Annotated in this window: 16 protein-coding genes; 8 read left to right on the top strand and 8 right to left on the bottom strand. The window is 40.9% G+C overall.

Going from position 1 to position 18,840, the window contains the following annotated elements:
• Position 1 precedes the first annotated feature (1 nt).
• On the top strand, positions 2–430 hold the full coding sequence (locus JKG64_RS06965; protein ID WP_210353600.1) for a hypothetical protein: 429 nt from the start codon (positions 2–4) through the stop codon (positions 428–430).
• Between the two features lie 225 nt (positions 431–655).
• Here JKG64_RS06965 and JKG64_RS06960 read toward each other — a convergent pair whose 3' ends face one another.
• Both JKG64_RS06960 and JKG64_RS06955 read right to left on the bottom strand, forming a co-directional pair.
• Complete coding sequence (locus JKG64_RS06960) at positions 656–1,300, bottom strand: hypothetical protein (protein WP_210353599.1); 645 nt, start codon at positions 1,298–1,300, stop codon at positions 656–658.
• A gap of 28 nt (positions 1,301–1,328) precedes the next feature.
• A complete protein-coding gene (locus tag JKG64_RS06955) occupies positions 1,329–1,889 on the bottom strand; it encodes a hypothetical protein (protein ID WP_210353598.1) in 561 nt (186 codons plus the stop codon).
• 621 nt (positions 1,890–2,510) lie between these two features.
• On the opposite strand from JKG64_RS06955, the gene JKG64_RS06950 reads away from it, so the two are divergent.
• The 3 genes from JKG64_RS06950 to JKG64_RS06940 are packed head-to-tail and all read left to right on the top strand — an operon-like array spanning position 2,511 to position 9,980.
• The gene (locus JKG64_RS06950; protein ID WP_210353597.1) at positions 2,511–7,247 is read left to right on the top strand and encodes a SusC/RagA family TonB-linked outer membrane protein; all 4,737 of its coding nucleotides are present in this window, start codon (positions 2,511–2,513) and stop codon (positions 7,245–7,247) included.
• A gap of 20 nt (positions 7,248–7,267) precedes the next feature.
• Entirely contained in the window at positions 7,268–8,665 is a 1,398-nt protein-coding gene (locus JKG64_RS06945) for a RagB/SusD family nutrient uptake outer membrane protein (RefSeq protein ID WP_210353596.1), read from the top strand.
• A gap of 1 nt (position 8,666) precedes the next feature.
• Complete coding sequence (locus JKG64_RS06940) at positions 8,667–9,980, top strand: TlpA family protein disulfide reductase (protein WP_210353595.1); 1,314 nt, start codon at positions 8,667–8,669, stop codon at positions 9,978–9,980.
• Positions 9,981–10,093: 113 nt separating this feature from the next.
• On the opposite strand, the gene JKG64_RS06935 is transcribed toward JKG64_RS06940, so the two are convergent.
• The 4 genes from JKG64_RS06935 to JKG64_RS06920 all read right to left on the bottom strand — a co-directional run bounded on the left by JKG64_RS06935 (position 10,094) and on the right by JKG64_RS06920 (position 13,746).
• On the bottom strand, positions 10,094–10,420 hold the full coding sequence (locus JKG64_RS06935; RefSeq protein ID WP_210353594.1) for a hypothetical protein: 327 nt from the start codon (positions 10,418–10,420) through the stop codon (positions 10,094–10,096).
• A gap of 157 nt (positions 10,421–10,577) precedes the next feature.
• Entirely contained in the window at positions 10,578–11,171 is a 594-nt protein-coding gene (locus tag JKG64_RS06930; RefSeq protein WP_210353593.1) for a MauE/DoxX family redox-associated membrane protein, read from the bottom strand.
• Positions 11,172–11,653: 482 nt separating this feature from the next.
• Positions 11,654–12,766, bottom strand: coding sequence for a hypothetical protein (locus JKG64_RS06925; protein WP_210353592.1), 1,113 nt, complete (start codon positions 12,764–12,766; stop codon positions 11,654–11,656).
• Positions 12,763–13,746, bottom strand: a complete 984-nt coding sequence (locus JKG64_RS06920) for a hypothetical protein (protein WP_210353591.1) — start codon at positions 13,744–13,746, stop codon at positions 12,763–12,765. The genes JKG64_RS06925 and JKG64_RS06920 overlap by 4 nt, the downstream gene beginning before the upstream one ends.
• A gap of 309 nt (positions 13,747–14,055) precedes the next feature.
• On the opposite strand from JKG64_RS06920, the gene JKG64_RS06915 reads away from it, so the two are divergent.
• Positions 14,056–15,165 carry a LytTR family DNA-binding domain-containing protein gene (locus JKG64_RS06915; protein ID WP_210353590.1) on the top strand — a complete coding sequence of 370 codons (1,110 nt, stop codon included), beginning with the start codon at positions 14,056–14,058 and terminating at the stop codon, positions 15,163–15,165.
• Positions 15,155–15,484 carry a hypothetical protein gene (locus JKG64_RS06910; RefSeq protein WP_210353589.1) on the top strand — a complete coding sequence of 110 codons (330 nt, stop codon included), beginning with the start codon at positions 15,155–15,157 and terminating at the stop codon, positions 15,482–15,484. The genes JKG64_RS06915 and JKG64_RS06910 overlap by 11 nt, the downstream gene beginning before the upstream one ends.
• A gap of 289 nt (positions 15,485–15,773) precedes the next feature.
• Here the strand turns inward: JKG64_RS06910 and JKG64_RS06905 are convergent, their stop codons facing one another.
• Positions 15,774–15,941, bottom strand: a complete 168-nt coding sequence (locus JKG64_RS06905) for a hypothetical protein (RefSeq protein WP_210353588.1) — start codon at positions 15,939–15,941, stop codon at positions 15,774–15,776.
• Between the two features lie 386 nt (positions 15,942–16,327).
• Between JKG64_RS06905 and JKG64_RS06900 the strand changes: the two genes are divergently transcribed.
• A complete protein-coding gene (locus JKG64_RS06900; RefSeq protein WP_210353587.1) occupies positions 16,328–16,537 on the top strand; it encodes a hypothetical protein in 210 nt (69 codons plus the stop codon).
• A 204-nt stretch (positions 16,538–16,741) separates the two neighbouring features.
• A complete protein-coding gene (locus JKG64_RS06895; RefSeq protein ID WP_210353586.1) occupies positions 16,742–17,056 on the top strand; it encodes a hypothetical protein in 315 nt (104 codons plus the stop codon).
• A 66-nt stretch (positions 17,057–17,122) separates the two neighbouring features.
• Here the strand turns inward: JKG64_RS06895 and JKG64_RS06890 are convergent, their stop codons facing one another.
• A complete protein-coding gene (locus JKG64_RS06890; RefSeq protein WP_210353585.1) occupies positions 17,123–18,835 on the bottom strand; it encodes a RagB/SusD family nutrient uptake outer membrane protein in 1,713 nt (570 codons plus the stop codon).
• Positions 18,836–18,840: the final 5 nt, after the last annotated feature.

Here is an 18,840-nt window from a genome sequence, read left to right as displayed (position 1 = left end):
CATGAATCGTACAATATTATTTTTACTTTCCATTTTAATTGTGAGTGTTAACTGTTCTTATCAAGGACATAAGGGGCTCATTAAAGGATTTTTGTCTGATGTAAAAGAATGTAATAACTTTGGAGCTATCAGGGATAAATATCAATTAATAACTGGAGATACTCTCATTCAACAACGTAATGAATTTCTCGATATACAGTTGAACTCGCTGCAGCAATATCTAAAGAAAGTACCTCTTAGTGATTTAGTAATCACACGAATCAGTGACACATCAAAATATTTTTATGAAGATGTGAAAGATGGAGAAATCTATACTATATCTCAAAAAGATAAAACCAGAATTGATTTCCATATACTTACTGAGGAAAACAAGATAATATCATTTACAACTATGAATAAAGGCGGAATCCGTGTTTTTATGTCTTATTAAATTTTCAGAAGTACTCATGACGGTAAAATAAACGAACAAAAATAATACAAATACATTCGATAATTATCTATAACAAAGTTTAGTGTATTACATTGAAAGCTACTCTGAATGTACTTTGGGGTAGCTTTTTTTCTGTATCATAGCAATAGTTTGCGAAGGGGCACACAAATATGCTTGGTGGTAAAATAGGTAAGTCTAGTAGTTGTTTGATATATAATTTGGACGTCAACCATTGGTCCAATAAACAAACCTCGCATTGTCATCCTTCTTCTTGTTGATCTTTGGCATTCCTTTCGTGCCGTTGCAGGATTTTAGGGCGTTGACGAGGAATAGGGGACGGATTGGCTGTTCTAGTTCTGCTTCGTAGTCCTTGAGTATTTGGAGGGCTGTTCTGGATGTGTTGAAATAGTCTGTCTGGCATTTTGCTAATACCCACGCCGTGACTTCTTCTTCGGTGACTGTACTTGCCGATGGCAGCAGCAGCTCCTTGTCTTCTGTACCAAATATTGCAATTTCCTCTATAGTGCCGTCGGCAAATACTTTTTCAGATTTGTATGTGATGTGCTCCGTTTCATTCTTGAGTTCAAAGATCTTAATTGTATACCTTGGAGAGATATTGGTATTTGGGACTATGGCTGGAAATCCGCAATTGAAAATCTGCCTTAATATATTTGACTTTTCGATTTTATACTCAAGGGTATGGTTTATATCCTCAATTTTCCGAACATAAAAATCTTCCTGACCTAGTAGAAAAGACAACTCATATTGGCTATAACCTTTGGCTGTTCTAAGTAAAAAGACATTGAGCATTTTCTCAATCTCTACCATTGGCATTTCATGTTTCTCTACTTCACTGAATCTGGATTTCATAATATTGGCAACTGCTTGGGCAAATATACTAATCCTTTTTTTTGTTTTTGGTTAGTGTATAGCTATTAAGACCATCAATAATCGTTAAAGTAAGGCGTTCGCTTTTTACAGCATTTTCCAATGGTTGAGTAAAATTACTACCTTTCCAAGTTTGATTTTGAACTTCGTTTGCTTTTTTAACAATCTCTTTTAGAGTTTTTTTTGTTTTGAAAAAGTCTGTTGATTCGATGAGAGAGTTTAGTGTTCCTGTAGGACCAGATTCGCTGAGGATATGTGGTATATCCTTGATAACTCTGTTGTCACTAAGGATGTCAGTGGGATAGAAGTCGTGAATCGAGAATTCAACTTTGCTTGTAGATTTACGCTCTTTTGCTTTTTGTGTGAAGTACGCTGCAATATCATTTAAGACTGAATCATTATACTTTCCGTTATGTGCGCTACTCTCAATATTCCCAATGTAGTTTTTATTTCTATCTAAGTGGCTAGAAAGCTCTTTTGGAGGAATTCCAAGTTCAAGACGATAAAATTTGACTTTAATTATAATATAAAGATCGAGAGGTGACAAATATTCGATATTAGTTGCATCCATGTTATCAAGTACATGAATATTTCTTTATATCATTTTTCTCGTATATAATTTCATTTATTCAGTGCTAATACTTATCTTTGGTATAGAAAGAAAATAATAGTTGTTTTCTTAAGAATTTTGGTGTTTAAATCCAGAGTCTTGCGCCTACATATTCTGACGCCGTAACGCAAGGCAGTAGTTTAAATACCCATATCTATCCTTATTTAAGGCATTTTACTATATTTGCTTTTTAAGATAGGTGTGGGCCTACTGTTAGTCCGTGTTACGTTAGGCGTCAGAAACTTAAACTGTAGGCACGGCATGTAGTCCCGCACTTATCGATTCTACACGCCCAAGACTCGTTAACCAATAACGAGTATGAGCTTAAAACAAAGAACAAAAAACATTATCAAAGGGCCAGAGTAGCTCCGGAAGCTTAGTCATTTATTATGACTTTCCTATTTCTTGAGGTGTGCATTATAAACCGATTATATTACTTTAACTCTCATTTGGCACATCCTTGATATTCAGTTAACTATTTTATTGAACCGTGTGGCCTAATCAAGGATTGGGTACGGTTGGTTATTGATAGAAGTAGCTCTCAGTCCCGCCCTCATTAGGTCACACTAATGAACTTAAAGAATGAAACATTTTTTTAGGGGTGGAAGAGGACTGTCTAATCGACAGAGTTATCATGTTAACATGTTATCCAGTTATCAAGACCTTTCTGGACGCCCGATAGAACGAAATAATAGATTTCGAGATAGATTGCTTCACTTCGTTCGCAATGACGAAACAGTGCGCAGTGACGGTAGAGAAGACGAAGACAGGGAAAGTCTTCTTACGACGTTCGTACAGGCTTCGCATCTTGTTCGCCCCTTGTTCGGCAAATGTCTACCGATTCCCTACAGATTCTCTATCGATTCCCTCTCGTTTGCCTATGTAAACAGTAGAGAAAAGGTAGAGAAACATAAGGCGGGAGATAGGCGGACGCCGAAGCTGGTACGGAGCAGTCCCGAACAAGATACCGACAGGCTACGGATAAAGCACAGATCCATTAAGGATTTGGCACTGTCTAGCCTATGGCTAAGTAGTCGTCATGTGTTGTCTTGGACTACACTTATAACGCACTGTTACTACTTCAAGACTACTTGGAGACTACTTAGGCAACGCACTAAGAGCGCTTCGGGTGGGGTAGCAGGTTGGTTCGGTGTGGCTCCGGGATTGGGTCGTACCATGTTGCAGACACGTTCGACTGTTGTTCGGCCGTTGTTCGGGTCCTGTTCGGCGGTACGTCGAAGGGTCGTCGAAGCCTTGTCGAAGACCACCCGAAGAAGCCTCGAAGCAGTCCCGAACCAGTCTCGAAGCGGTCTCGAAGAAGAGTCGAAGAGCTCTCGAAGAGTTGTCGAAGCGGAGGGTACCCGAACTAAGGTTGAACTAGCCTTAACACAGCCTATAACTAGGGTTGAACTAGGAATGAACTACCAAACAACTAAGGATGAACTAAGGATGAGCCTACAACGGACTAAGGATGAACTAGCAACGATACAAGAAACACCCAAGCGTGAGACAATAAAGTGGCGTAGTGAGGGAGAGGGAGATTGCTTCGTTGTCGTTCCTCCAATTCGCAATGACGAGGGGGTAGCAAATGATACAGAAAAGGTACTCGAAAGGTACTGTAAAGGTACGGGAAAGGTACTGAATAGTGGGGGTAAAGGTACTGGAGAGGTACTAGAGAGCTACCAAAGAGGTACTAAGGAGGTACTAACTGGTAGTAGGTCTGTGGTAGCTTTGGAGAGGGATGGCCGTATGTCGCAAGTAGCTAGTCATAAGGAGGGTAGAGCATTTTCTGTAGAAGACCTCTGGATGAATCGATCGATTTCAAGGGGGTTTCGGGGGCTCTGTGAGGAGTTTGGGGACAAAGTGGAGTCTGTGGTCGTGAAAGAAAATAGAGGTCGGCAAATCGCTTTAAAACAAGTCAATTCTTTTGCAAAGTTTTTAGATGTCTCTATTCCTCCGCCAACTGGCGGATACAATCGACATGACGGGAGGGAGAAACGAGGTGATGTACGAAGTGTGTGGTGTATGCAATTGGCCAAAGGCTATCAGCTATTAGCTTTAACGATATTGTGTGTGTTGTTTAGTATTCCCGATCTGCTGGGGGTTAGGGCGCTTGCTCAAACCCCTCAGCAACGGGATAAGCTACTAGAGGATTCCGGACTTGTACTTCAGGGAGAGGTACGCTCGGCTACCGATGGGGCGGTCATCGAAGGGGCGACGGTCACAAATGGTAAAAAGACAGTGCGGACAGATGCAAAAGGTACATTTAGTATCGCTGTAGATAAATCTCAGGGAGTTTTAATAATTAAATATATAGGTTTTAAAGAGCAAAGTGTTGCTTATGATAATACAACTACATTTTTAAAGATACAGCTGCAGGGCGGCAGCAAGGAAATTGAAGAGGTCGAGGTGGTCTCTACGGGTTATCAGAATATACCGAAAGAACGAGCTACAGGGAGTTTTGAGTTCGTGAACAACGAAGCACTGAACCAAACGATCAGTGGAAATATCATCGACCGTATAGAGCTACAGGTTCCAGGATTGCTTGTCGACAGAAACGAAGGGGCGCCGGACAAATTCCTGATTAGGGGGCGATCCAGCATTTATGCTGATGTACAACCGCTGATTGTACTGGATGGCTTCCCCTACGATGGTGAGATAGGAAACATCAATCCCAACGATATAGAATCGGTCACTGTGCTCAAGGATGCAGCAGCCGCTTCAATATGGGGGGCACGTGCTGGAAATGGGGTCATCGTTATTACAACGAAACGAGCCAAAGGAAATAAGCCGGCAATAAGTTTTAACAGTACACTGGGAATCCAGGCCAAACCTGATCTTTCGACCGTGTCACAGATATCGAGTGCGGACTATATCGAATTGGAAAAATTTTTGTTTGACAAAGGCCATTACATAAATGATGAGGAGGCCGATGCTCGAAATAATGGTCACCCACCATTCACGCCGGTTATAGAGCTGCTACAGAAGCAGAGGGACGGTATCCTTACAGAAGAGAAGGTAGTTGCCGAACTTGCCAAGTTTAAAACTTACGATATAAGAAAGGATATTCTAAATGAGCTATACAGGCCTGGAACAAAACAGCAGTATGCTGTATCAATAGGAAATAAGTCTCGTAGTGGAAACTATCTTTTTTCTGCAGGTTACGATTTAAATCGGAGCAATTTGATCGCACAAAGTGATCAACGGTTGTCTTTACGGATGAATAGTGAGACTGAGATTGCCACTTGGTTGACATTGGCTAATAGTCTTTCCTATACCAATATGACTTTTCGAGCAGGGAATAACCCTGGCTTGAACCTCAGTGGGCAGGCCCCATTTGCACTTGGAGGTAATAAAGCGATATATCCTTACGCCAGATTAAGAGATGATAACGGTATAGCTCAAGTATTGTATTTGGATAATAATAAGAGGTTTATAGATGAATCGCTAAAGAAGGGGCTGGACTGGTCTTATACGCCATTGGAAGAAATCCATCAACGGCATACCTCAAATAAAATCTCTGATTTTCTTATAAACTCTGCCGTGTTGATGTCGCCATTCAAGGGACTAAATATAGGGGTTAGGTATCAGTTTGAAGATCAGTTAACAGATGGGGGAACCTTCTATAGCCCCGAATCCTACTACGCCAGGAGTTATGTAAATTCATTTGCTCAGCAACAAGCGAATGGACGATTGAGCTTTCCTGTTCCTAGAGGAGGAATTCGAGATGTCTCTTATGCCAAGCGAAAAGTACATCAAGGACGTATACAGGTGGATTGGAATAAAGTGTGGGCGAATAGTCATCAGCTTGTATTGATGGGCGGATGGGAGATTCGAAGTAGTAAAACAGATGTAGAGACGGATAGAAAATATGGGTACAATGAAGAGTTCTACGGAATGGAATCATCAATTGATTTTATTTCAGAATTTACACTGTTTAATAATAGTTTTTTAAAACAACGCATAGCCTCCAATAGATCTATCGCTAAGTATACAGATAATTTTATTTCTTATTTTTCTAACGGATCCTATACTTTTAAAGAGCGGTACACACTGACAGCTAGCGTTCGAAAAGATGAAGCTAATCTATTTGGCTTAAATAGCAACAAGAAAGGAACTCCACTATGGTCATCAGGTCTTCTCTGGAAATTATCGGAAGAACCGTTCTATCATAACGGATTGGTTCCTAAGTTGGGGCTAAGGATCACTTATGGTCAGAGCGGCAATATTGCGCGAGATGCTTCTGCTCTCCCTGTGATTACCGTATCTGGCAGTTCCCGAACCACTCCTTTATCCAGAGCATCATTAGACATGTTGCCTAATGCGAATTTGAGGTGGGAAAAAGTAAACATTCTTAATGTAGGAATTGACTTCGCCTTAAAGGATAATCGGGTCACTGGAAGCTTAGAGTATTTTGACAAAAGATCTAAAGATCTAATGGGAAGCGCTCCGTTAGATCCTACGTTGGGGAGGTCTACCTTTTACGGTAACGTCGGCGAGATGAAAACAACGGGGGTGAATGCTAATCTAAACCTATTGCTGATAGATAGGTGTGTAAAATGGAATTTATCGACTTCTTTAGGTACATCAAATCCCATTGTAACAAAGTACTTTATGCCGGTAAGTCCCAAAGGAAACACCTATCTCTCTATGATGGATAATACCATAAATCCAGTTTTGAACAGCCCAGTATTTGGCATGTATAGTTTTCCTTGGGTGGGACTGGATGTTGCCAAAGGTAATCCTGTACTGTTGTTTGAAGGGGAAGAAAGTCAAAACTATGATGTAGTATATGGTTCTACTGCACTGGAAGATATGGTTTTTCATGGAAGTATACAGCCTACTGTGTATGGTGCAGTACACAATAATGTAAGGTACAAAGCATTGGAGCTGTCGTTTGCTCTCAGTTATAAGACGCGATATTTCTTTAGACGGGCTGCTTTAAGCTATTCTGAATTATTCAGTTCTTGGAACGGTCACGGCGATTTTGCACTGCGATGGAAAAATCCCGGAGATGAAAACTCGACAGATGTACCGTCGATGGTATATCCTGCTAACAGTTACCGTGAGCTTGTATATAGAAATGCGTCTAACCAGGTGTTGAAAGGAGATCATTTAAGAGTTGAGAATGTTAGGCTGAGCGCTTCATTTTCAGGGGTAAGAATCTGTGGTTCCAGATTAGATAGGCTTCAAACTTTTTTACATGTCCAAAACCTGCCTTTGGTAGTATTGAAGAATAGGCAGGGGATAGACCCTTATTTTAAACAAATGGTTAGGACGGGGCCACAGTATGCCCTCGGCGTAAATGTAACATTATAAAGCATTTTTTTATTTTTCTCATGAAAGCAATAAAGTTATTTTATATAAAGCTAATCATCGCGATGTTGGTTTTCTTTATTTCCTGTAATAGGAAAGAATTTTTGGATGTAAAGCCAGATGCCTCCATGACTGTTCCGTCTACGCTCGACGATTATCTGGCATTGATGGACGACGATGTGGCAATGAATGGGGCCGGTAATACACAGCCTTTATATCCGGCAATGTTGGAAATCGGATCAGACAACGTATGGATACCGGACGCCCGGTATCTGAATAATATAGATGAATATGCAAGAGCTGTTTATAATTGGCAGGAGAATCCCTATCCAGCATTGGATATCAAAGATTGGAATAGACCTTATATCACAGTTTTAAACTGTAATATAGTTTTAGAGAACCTGCATAAGATTGAAAAGGGGAATGAAAACAGCGGACAGTGGGACCTCGTGTATGGGATGGCATTATTTCATAGGTCTCATGCTTTTTCAATGCTAACCAGCGTGTTTACGCCTGCGTACGAAAAAGGAAAAGCAGATCAATCAGCCGGTATTCCTTTGCGGATGAGTGCCGATGTCGGAGAAAAGCTTAGTATCTCTTCGCTTGAAAGGACTTACGCAAGGATTATTGAAGATTTATTAAAGGCCAGTGAACTTTTGCCTGAAGAACCAATATATAAGACAAGGCCTTCCAAAAGAGCATGTTGGGCACTTCTGTCAAGAGTTTATCTATGGATGCAGAACTATGAGCGAAGTCATTATTATGCTGATTTATGTCTTGAAGTAAATGACCAATTGTTAGATTATAATACGTATTCGACCACAACCAATTATCCATTTCCAAGATTTAATGACGAAGTGATTTTCAACTGTAACATGATGCTTCTTACGACGCAAGTTCGTATGGATACGAGCTTGTATAAATCTTATGATCAGAACGATCTGCGACGGCTTTTATTCTTCAAAGCGCAGTCCGTCGGGGATGGGCATCGATTTTATGGAAATTACGATGGTACAGGTTATTTTTTTGCAGGGTTGGCCAATGACGAGTTGTACTTTAATCGTGCGGAGACGAGTTTGAGACTGGGATACCCTGATGTGGCTCTAAAAGACTTAAATAAAATATTATTGTCCAGGTGGAAGAAAAATATGGGCATATCAACCTTTATGCCTTATGGAGAAATGGATAGTAAAGCTTTGATGAAACTTATTTTAGCCGAACGGAGAAAGCAGTTGGTATGGAGAGGGTTGCGCTGGCCAGATCTAAAACGGTTAAATCTTGATCCAGAATATGCCACTGTTTTAACCCGTGAAATTAACAGCAAACTCTACCAGATGAATCCTAACGATCGACGTTACGTTTATCCGGTACCGGATCCGGTTGTCGACCTAAATCCTAATCTTTATAATTTATCCAACTGACATGCGTAGTTTTTTATTTTCTCTACTCTGTCTTTTTATGATTGCACAGCTATCTGCACAATCGAATGAAACAATCCGAGATGTCGTATTCGAACATGCGCATAAGCTATTTAAACCTAACAGGGACACCAATTCTATTGATTTACAGCAGTACAAGGGTAAGTTTATTGTCTTTGATTTTTGGAATCGTTTCTGCTCCTCTTGCATTCAGCAGATGCCCAAACTTTATGAGCTACAGCTCGAGTATCCAGATGATATCGTTATAATTCCTGTCACCAAGGATGATTTGAACCAAGTGGCAGGAGCCTCCGCTAAGCAATTAGGAGGACCTTATGAATTTAGGCTTCCATCCATATATGGTGACACAATCTTAAACAATTTATTTGGGGTGATCGCTAATCCAGATGTGGTTTGGTTAGATAGAAACGGGGAGTTTTTGGTGAAAACATCGGGAGAAGCTTTAAATAAAGAGGTTTTAGAACTTGTTCTAAAGGGAGATATGTCTTTACTGAATCGTGTTGCACGTGTGTCTAAAATGCAGTTTTATGAGAGGATCGGCCTTCATAACGTAATAGAAAGCGAGGAGCGAAGAGACTCTACCTTTCTTTCAATAAAGATGACACCGTATGCTAAAGGTCTTTCTTCTAATATACTGACTTATAAGAAACAGGTAAATAGGAAGAATGAAAAGCTAGTTTATATCAATAAGACATTATACGAAATGGTGCAATCGATATATGACGAGGAGAAAAATCTAGCAACGATAAAATGGATTGATGATGATAGGAATAGGTTTATAATTCGATCGGAAAAGGTCAGTGCCCGATTTAAAGATCGGGATAGTCTCAGACGCATTACGGACTTTGCTGAAAGAACTGCATTTAGAGAAAAACAATTGTTTTGTTTGTTTGTAGCAGGACATGACGGTATTTCTCAGAAAGAACTCAAACATGCCGCATTGCAGGTGCTGGAAAGTTCCTTGGATGTGAAAACTGGTATTCGCCCTCAAAAAATGCAATGTTTTCGGATAGAAGCCGTCTCTGGTAGAGTTGAGAGAGGTAAAGAGCAAAACCAATACATTCCTCCGGAACAAAGAAAGTCTATATTGAGCATATCGGAACTTATTAAATATTTTAATAATACCTACACAAATTCTCCAATTTTAACAGCTAAAGGGGATGCTGTTTTAAATGAGCCTTTAAACATGATTTTAGACAAGAGGATGACAGCTGATGAAGCGATAGATTATTTAAAAAATACTGGATTTAAGATTGAAGTTGGATATGAATTGATAGACGTGCTTACTATCGATTAAAGCTGTTAAGACTTTTAATCGGAAGAAGCCCCCAGTTCTTCCAATGGGGAGATTCTGAGGGCTTCTTAACTTATAAACAGCTCTTAATGTTGTCTAATGAATTTTTCCTACTACTAATTGCTGTCCTTATGGACTATTATTGGCTGTCCAAGTTCCAGTGCTTCCGTTCCAGGTCTATAGTCGCTGGAGGAAACCATATTGTAACTGGTATATGCTTTAGCACACTTTTGATCTCCAGTATCACAGCCAAATGGATTTTCTGGAGATAATACAGGCTCTGCTGTCTGGTTTAAAAGGGTTGTACCAGTCGCATCATACTCAAACCAATAGTAACTAGTCTGCAAATATTTTTCAACAGCTTTAAAGCTGGAAAAACTTAGAATAGCGGCTCCTGCTAATAGGAGCATGCTATTTTTTTTGATATATGAAATTGCTTTCATACGAGGGCCTTTTTTGTAATCTTAAAAAAAGTTTACCCGACAAAAAACTCTAATTTATTATTTTTGACAGATACATTGCTTTTACGAGGGGTATCTGTCTTGTTAATACCTCGGGTGTTCTTTTTCAAGTTTTACGCGGAGCCCCACGTATCATAATTTATTGGAGTACCGGCCTGCCCGGGAAAGGGGCAAAGCGTCGCTTAAATACTTTGAAGCGGATAAGTATAAGGATGAAAAGGGCAGCGGCTAATTTCAGGATATAGGGGCTGAACAATTTGATCTGTCTCTTGTATGCTTTAAGTCCTCCTTTTGTGGCGCTTGACTCTGTCATAAGGGCTCCCATAAGCGATACTAGCAATAGTATAAGATTGATCAATAAATGCCATGCCCAGGGCACTCCTGCGAATATCGAAGCGCAGCCACAGGGCTTTTCCGCATATAGGCCTGCTACTCCTAATGCTATGTACATAGTGAATACGATTAACAATAGGCTAGATAGCTGGTATGCTCTGCGTATTAAGATTTTCTCTGTTTTCAAAGGTCTACCCAGGAATAGTATAGAGATCAGTAGCTCAATACCTGGCAGTCCCCATAATAGTACATCTGCCCACCAGTCTGGAAAGGGTTGCTTGACCAGAGCTTGGTGAAATAGTGCCCTGTCCCATAGCTTGTCTATAGCGACGTACAGCCAGAATAGCATCAGGAATATGCGTATGCCGTTTTGAATGTTATGTTTGTCAATCATTTTCATTTTTTTATTGTTATGAAGTTATTCCCGACTATGTCGGGACTTCGTTTCACTGCGCCTGTTATTTAGTTATCTAGCCTGTCCCGATTTTTCATCGGGATTATCTAGCCTTGCTTGTTAATTTGATCACTCGATCACTCGATCACTTGTTAACTCGTTCACTCTCTAACCTCCTTTTGAGATAGGGGGCTACCCCGAACCTTTCTCGGGATAGCTGCCTACCGAAGCACCAATTTGCTACCTCTCGTGTGCCTTCAAAATCAAAGGTAGTACGAATAGGCTTTGCTGATAGGGGCGGTAATTTGGGGTGTCAAATGCGTTTCTGAGTGATAGAGCAGGTTAGGTAGAGCGAAGGGGGGAGATTTTAATGGTTTTACGAAATGATTATTCCCGCAAAAATCAGTGTTGATAGCATCTCCGAGGAGCTTTTTAGGCTAAATCTTGAACGTGCTGTAGGGGGCGATAGGGGGCTAGCCCCTACTATTTTACTTTTTCGTGCTCTCACGGTACTCTTCTTCCAAAATTTTGACTGTATCCTTGAGCTTGCGTATGACAAAGGGGTATTGATCTTCTAGTTTAGCTTTGTCATGTTTCGCAAGACTTTGTACCGTCAGCGGGTTCCCTTCTCGGGTACGTACATTGGGCGCGATATGTTTGGCGGCCTCTTCCTTATTCTCAGCTGCAAATAGGTCAACTTTATAAAATACATGGAACAGCAGCTTGAGCTGATTGCCGTTTGCATTGAATGGAATGAAAGAATAGGCAGAAGCACTCGTGATGTCTTGCGCTTGTTTTAGTTGTTTCCGTTCCAAACGTAGGTATTCTTGCATATAGGCCTTCAAGTCGCGGTCGTGTATATTATATCCGATCTGCGCATGCTGTTGATAGGTGCAGATTTCCTTTTCTAAACTCAGCAGGGCTTCTTTAGATTTTCCATTTGCTGCTGCCTGCTCCAGTAGCTCGTCTTGGTACTGGGCCCATCGGTTGTAAAATCCGAGGTAATTGAAGTTGAACCCCACCAACGTAGCTATCAGCCGGTACTGCCAGTTTTTGGGGCGACAGTCGCTGGCCATCTGTCCCAAAGTCTGGATCAGTCGCGGGATATACTGCCGGTGGTAGTATTGTAGCTGTGGATTCTTGTCGTTTTCAAATAAGCTATCCATAGCATGCTGTATCTCATCGAGAAAAATCGCACGAATACCTTTGTTCTTTAACTGCAGCAGTATAGGTCCCAAGCGATCCTTTACATAACAATGGAGCCGATCTACCTCGCACAGCGCCAGTATATTGTCGGGTTGGATATGCTGTCCGTAGCAGAGTTCAAAGGAGTTCATCAAGTGGGATATTGCCGTAAATAGCTTATCTGCTTTTGGTAAAGCATAGGTCTCGTTTAGTAACTGTGTCAGGAGGCGGTAGCATCGGTCGCTCATTGACTCGGCGATATCTTTATTGGGGGATTGCCTATAGATATGAGCCTGCTCGACCAGTATATTATGGCATAGCTCGGCCAGTGCGTCCTCCTTTACGAAGAAGTCCGCCTCACCGAAATCGTGGTATTGGTCGATGTTACGTTGCAGTATGAGGAGCGTAGACGTCATCGGTATCGGGTATGGATATCATCGTGGTACCAAGGCCAGCCCAGTAGTCCTGGATGTAGATGGATGGATAATGTATTGCCAACCGAAACCTGTTGATAGGCTAATTCATGGACAGGCATTAAAACGCCATATTCTTTGCCCTTATGCATATAAGTCAAAGATAAAAGGTAGCGATTGTTGTAGGGAGCACATTTCTCGTAGACAGTAGCGCTGTATACAACATTTTCGTGGATAGGATCGTATTGGCAGTTGATGGTTTTGAGAGCGACATGAAAGTGTTGAAAAAACAGAATACTGGTGACAACTATTAAGCTGATATGCCACTCCCTGCTGCTACTACCCACTGGTATGCGACGTATCTTGAGCATTACCCACCCTGCTGTAAACAACAGGCTGAGCAAGACAGCGAGTAGAAAGGGCCATCCAGCATTAAAAAGCTCGTACTGTTGCAAAAAGGAAATACGTATCGTGGAGATAAACAGGCAGATCATGACATATATAAATGTGGGTAGCCCGCTATTGGCGTGATGCTGCCAATGGATAAGATAGAAAAATATGAGTAGAACGCCCGAAAGGATGAGCTGCGCACTGATACTGATACGGAATAGGAGGCCAAAAAGTGTGGCTAATGTCGTCAGTAGAATCAGGTAACAGTTGCCGCGACTGCTTGGAGCGTTAAACAAACTGTCTAAGCTAGCAATCTCCCGGTAGCGTTCTAAAAACTCAGGGCGCTTGAAGTTTTCTGGCATAATAACGGAAACTAAGACATACAGCAGACATAGCAATGCAGTTATCAATAATATATTTCCTACAATAAGTAGGAAATTGACAAGTATCCTTGCCCAAGCGCTGTTTTCAAAACCATAAGCTACATGATTTATTAAATGGCTCAAGAACTGAATGCATAGCACGGCCAATAATACCATGACAAGGTACAACAATATACGAACGGTCCAATAGTGATAAGTGTAGTTGCTCATAATGCTTCATGTTTATAGTGTAAAATTACGCATAAGTATCTGTTTTACTGTTGTATATATGGGTTGAGTGCCTGGGTAAAATGGGTGAATATTAATAATGGACAGGTGAACAGTCCTTAAGCGAGGGCGAAGCGGTAAAATGTGGCGTTGAAAGTGTGGATATATTAAGGTTGTCTCTGTTAATGTGTTGAAATATAAATATTTACATTTTTATTCAAAAAGTTATGTGTAAATTGCTGTTACTTGATGCTAGTGGAGTACGCTAATCCAAGTCAATTATAAACAGGAGAGAGTAACAACCGATATGTTATGAAGAGTTCTACGAACAGGTATAGACCATTTCATATCCCAGCATGGCTGAGCGGGATACTCTTTGCTATGCTGATCAGTGTGCATGGGCATCAGGGAAAGTATTTTGAGGCATTAGATCCATTGACTTTCGTTTTTATTGTATGCTTGTATGTATTGTTTGTCATGCTTACCGTGTATTTTATGGTGTGGTGCACAGTGGTGTTAAACAGGGAACATCCTTGGCATCGGTCTTGGGTGCCTCGTCTTTTCTATCAAACGGCTGCTGCTGGGGCTTTACCGCTATTTTTCTTGACAATAGCGCATAGATTAATAGCGCAGGTACTGCCGGTAGCACTCCAACAATCGCTCTATTTACCCACAGATGCATATTTTATAGTATCGTTTTTAATCATATTGAACGGTTGGTTTGGATTTATGTACGTGATCGACCGCGGCAATAGGTTGTCAAAAGTTTATTGGAGGCTAAAAGCGAATCAGATGCAGGTTAGCGATAAGGTCAAGCAGTTCGAATCTAAATATAATTTGCTACAGGAAGAACTTGAAGCAATGAACCAAAAGAACTTGGTCTTGATGCAGACATGTAGCGGCTACGAAGCGGAATCACAGACAAATAGGGTGCAGCAGATAATCTCAGATGTAAAACATAATGAGTTGCAGGATGCTTATAAGTTGTTAAGGGATAATTATCTACAGGAACTGAGTAAGGAAAAGAAAACCCAAGAGCTCCCTCTACATGTGGTAGAGGTCAATTCGCAGCTTACAGGTTATAAGGACGATGATATAGCATATTTCAGGACTGCAGAAGAAATGATATTTATTGGACTGCGTAATGGAGAAGAATACTTTTATCAAAGCGGGGGCTTGAATCGTTTGGAAAAGCAGTTAAAGGAAAGAGACTATATGCGAATAAACCGTAATTATTTGGTCCCGCTAAGCAGTGTCATGTCTGCGACGCAGCATAAAGCTGATCTGTTAGAAATAATACTAGATGATGCGAAGCATACTAAAATGGTGGCTTATAAGACATCAACGCAAATAGCCTCCATTAAAATCTGGCTATTGAGAAAAATCAAAATTAGTATAGGAGGAGTAAATCATGGGGGATAATAAAAATTTCTTAGAATCGTTGTTTCGAAGTTTGCAGGCCAACGATGTGATCGAAAGACGTAAGTGCCGTGCTACGGGCAAGGTGCGATTCAATACCAAATCGGAGGCTCGTCTTTTCATTCAATGGATGAAGTGGAAATATAAAAAATGGTTAAAGACACCGGAACGCCGTAAAAGATCTCATACTAAGGGAGGTGGTAAACCCGAACAGCGGTATGAATATACCTGTGAGCACTGTGGTGGCTACCACGTGACAAAGGAAAGCCCGCACCGCTATCACAAGATGAAGGAGAAATATCAAAAGAAATATTTTGGTTAAAAAACATATATCAACACAATAATATAAAATACCATACGTTATTATATCAAAAAGCAACAGGATGCTCCTGAGATAGGAGAATCTTATAAAATAAACGCTTAAGTACAACATCCGCAAAGAATAGACATAGGGTTTATTCGAAAAAAGAGACACAGAAACGAAAAAAAAGGATGTAAGAAAAAGCTAGAAAGGGTTCAGATAAGTCTGAACCCTTTTGCTTTTATGATTTAGTATTTATTCAACAGGAAAAAGGTCCACACTCCTGCGGGCTTAGGTGTATATAAACTTTTTATGAAGACTCCTTCGGTTTATCTAAGGTATCTGAAGCGTATGGGGATGTTGTGGCGGTTTTGCTTACTTTCCAGCCTTCTTGGGTTTGCTGTATGGTGATGTAGTCTGCACGGTAGATTATCTTGGTTAAAGAGATATGTGTCTGATAATTTTCACTTCCTATCAAGGAGATTGTTTAATTATATCGAAACCGAAGACTATGGTGGATATTATGATTAGTATGAAAGCCTGCTCGCTGGAAGGAATGAATAGAGAAAGAAAGATACAAAGGGAAAGCGGGTATTAGTAAAACAGGTTTTTTTACAATGTATAGAAATTCTATATTTTTATATTTAGTTGTTTGATTTTTATGTTTTTAGTTGTTTTCATGTGTTTTTTTACTTTAATTTTAAAGTGATTCAGATTGTAGATCTAAAGTTGGTTTTGATTGATCTGAGGCCTTAAGGGAAACCTTTCTAAAGGGTTACTAAAATAGAAATAATAAAAGCCTGTACTATTAAAAAAAAGAGGAATAGCAATGAAATTTTCAGTGTTTGGTAGTAATTGAAGGCTGTGGACGAGTTATGTACAGCAGTATCTGCTGTAGGTTGTGTTAATGGAAAGATTCTTATACAAAGGTGGGATATTATTAACGGATATGGAAGGAGAAGAAACAAGAGCGTGCTGTATATACAATGGCTGCTGGTCGTAATGACATTCCTGAACAATGGAGCGGCTATTAGGAAAGGGATACAGTCGGATCTATTGGTAATGATAGCTTGAAAATATTAGCCAAATTAAATTCTGTGTTTGGGTTTTTGTAGTTTTAATTTATTTTATTATCAGAACAATATGATTGTTTATGTAAATAAAATATTTATATGTTTTTTGTGCCTTATAGGCTGCTTTGCTTCCTGCAGAACAAGCAAGGAATCTCGTCAAAACATAGCGCATGACCAGCAGATCGAAAGGCAGGTCGCCGCAAGTATGACCTGGTCGCAGTACGCTGGCAGAGACAGCGCTTCTCGTTATTGGATGTTTTTAAGCGATTCTAGCTTCTATTTTTATCCCAATGAGGGATTATGGGGTCGATCCGGAAAAGTTGCTTATATCGAGCGAAAAGGAGGTGAAATAAGTGCAGGTAGATTGGGTATGGTTTACGATAGCTTAGGTAGGGAGGGTAGCGAGCTGAGGAGTGATACAGAAAGCAAATGGATATCCTACCCGAATATAGCAAGATGGTGGGGCCTGTTGATCCTTCTGGTCGTGGCGGTATACGTCTATGGAAGATGGAAGAGATAAAAATTGAGCCGATCAAAAAAGTGATCGGCTCAAATAGAATTAAATTTAATAGGATGTGACTTTCTCTTAATACTCTTTATGTTGCTTCAACGTCCCTCCGCTGCGGTCAATTTCAGTCTGCGGAATAGGGAAATAAGCATTGTGAGGCTGATAAGTCAACCCACCATAGTATGGTAAAAACTTGGCTTCGAATGCAGAGTAACTTTCAAGTACCTGCTTGGCGATGCCCCAACGTACCAAATCGAAGTAGCGATGGCCTTCTAGCGCAAGCTCTAAACGACGTTCCATACGTACGGCATTGCGTGCGTATGTTTGGTCAGGAAAGCTCGAATACGGCTTGACTAGATAATCTGCAGTGTTGACACCGCCGACTTGCTTACGTGGTAATGTGTTGGCACGCTCACGCACCATGTTGACATATTTGCGGGCTTTTTCCAGGTCGGAAGCTTCTACAGCACATTCTGCGGCCATTAATACGACATCCGCCAGGCGTATGATATTTACATCTAGCCCGGTGATGTAGTTTTCTCCAGCAACAACATTTCCTGGAAACTGACTTTGTTTGATCATGGTCTTGATACCGACAAAAGGACCGGCAAAGGAGGCATCACGTATCCAGGCGTCTCCTGGCATGATTCCGTAGTCAAGATAAGGTACGCCACGGCGACCTACGGTATAGTCGAGACGAGGATCTACACGAAATTTGAGATCAAGTATATAGTTCTTTTTGTCTTCAATGCTTAGCTGCATGTCGGATGTGTTTGGTTTGGTCCGATATTCTCCATTGAGGTAGGGAAGACCATCTGCATCGACCTGGTATACGTTTACGAGATCAATGGTAGGTTGATAAAAACCACAGCAGCCAACTGGTGAAGTCCCATATAATCCGCTAAGCATGTCACCTACGTTGGCATTGTCGCCTGAGCCGTTGGGATTGATCGCATGCTTCGAGACCATGATGGCCTCGGGACCATCTTCCTTGTCGATATCAAAATTGTTCTGGAAAGGCATGCTGAGAAGGTCTTTGCTACCGATTACTTCTTCAAATAGAGGTAAAGCAAGGGCATGTTTACCCTGGTAGAGGTAGAGCTTGCCGAGATAGGCTTTTGCTATGTTTTTATCCATTCTTCCGGATTCTCCCTTGAACTTGGCAACAGGAAGATTGTCGGTCGCAAATTTGACATCTTCTATGATCTTATCATAGATATCGGTATCATTCGGCTTTACCTTGGCTTCATCAAATGTGGTGTTCTCGTCGATGTAAGGTAAGCTTTTGAAGACCCGCCACAGATAGAAATAATAGTGTCCACGTAGCATCTTGCTTTCCGCCTCTATTTCGACAGCCCGTTGGGCTGAGATTTCTTTTTTGCTGCTTTGGTCCTGTTTGAGTAACCTCAAGGTAGCATTACAGCGGTTTACGCCTTCGTAATAGACCTGCCACATTGTGACGAGCTGATCGTTGATAGCGGTAGGTTTCAGTGATTCAAGATTGTTCATTGCCGGCTGATCTTTTTCATCAGACCCTTTGTGTGCATTATCAGAGGTCAGCTCTCCAAATACCCATTGACTGGGGGCTGATGCATAGTTGCCCCATGAACCGCTGACATTGCCGTTCATAATCCCATATGCTCCTAGTAATAGGGCTTCGACACCATCTCCACTAGTAATTTGTTCGCTAATTAATTCGCCTTGGGGTACCTTCGTGAGAAAATCTTTACTACATCCCCCGAATAGAAAAGCGGTAGATATCAGTGCTATATATAATTTTTCTTTTTTCATGATTT

Origin of the sequence: Sphingobacterium tabacisoli (assembly GCF_017908035.1) — a bacterium.
Taxonomy (GTDB): Bacteria; Bacteroidota; Bacteroidia; order Sphingobacteriales; family Sphingobacteriaceae; genus Sphingobacterium; species Sphingobacterium tabacisoli.
This window is presented reverse-complemented; position numbering and strand designations above follow the sequence as displayed.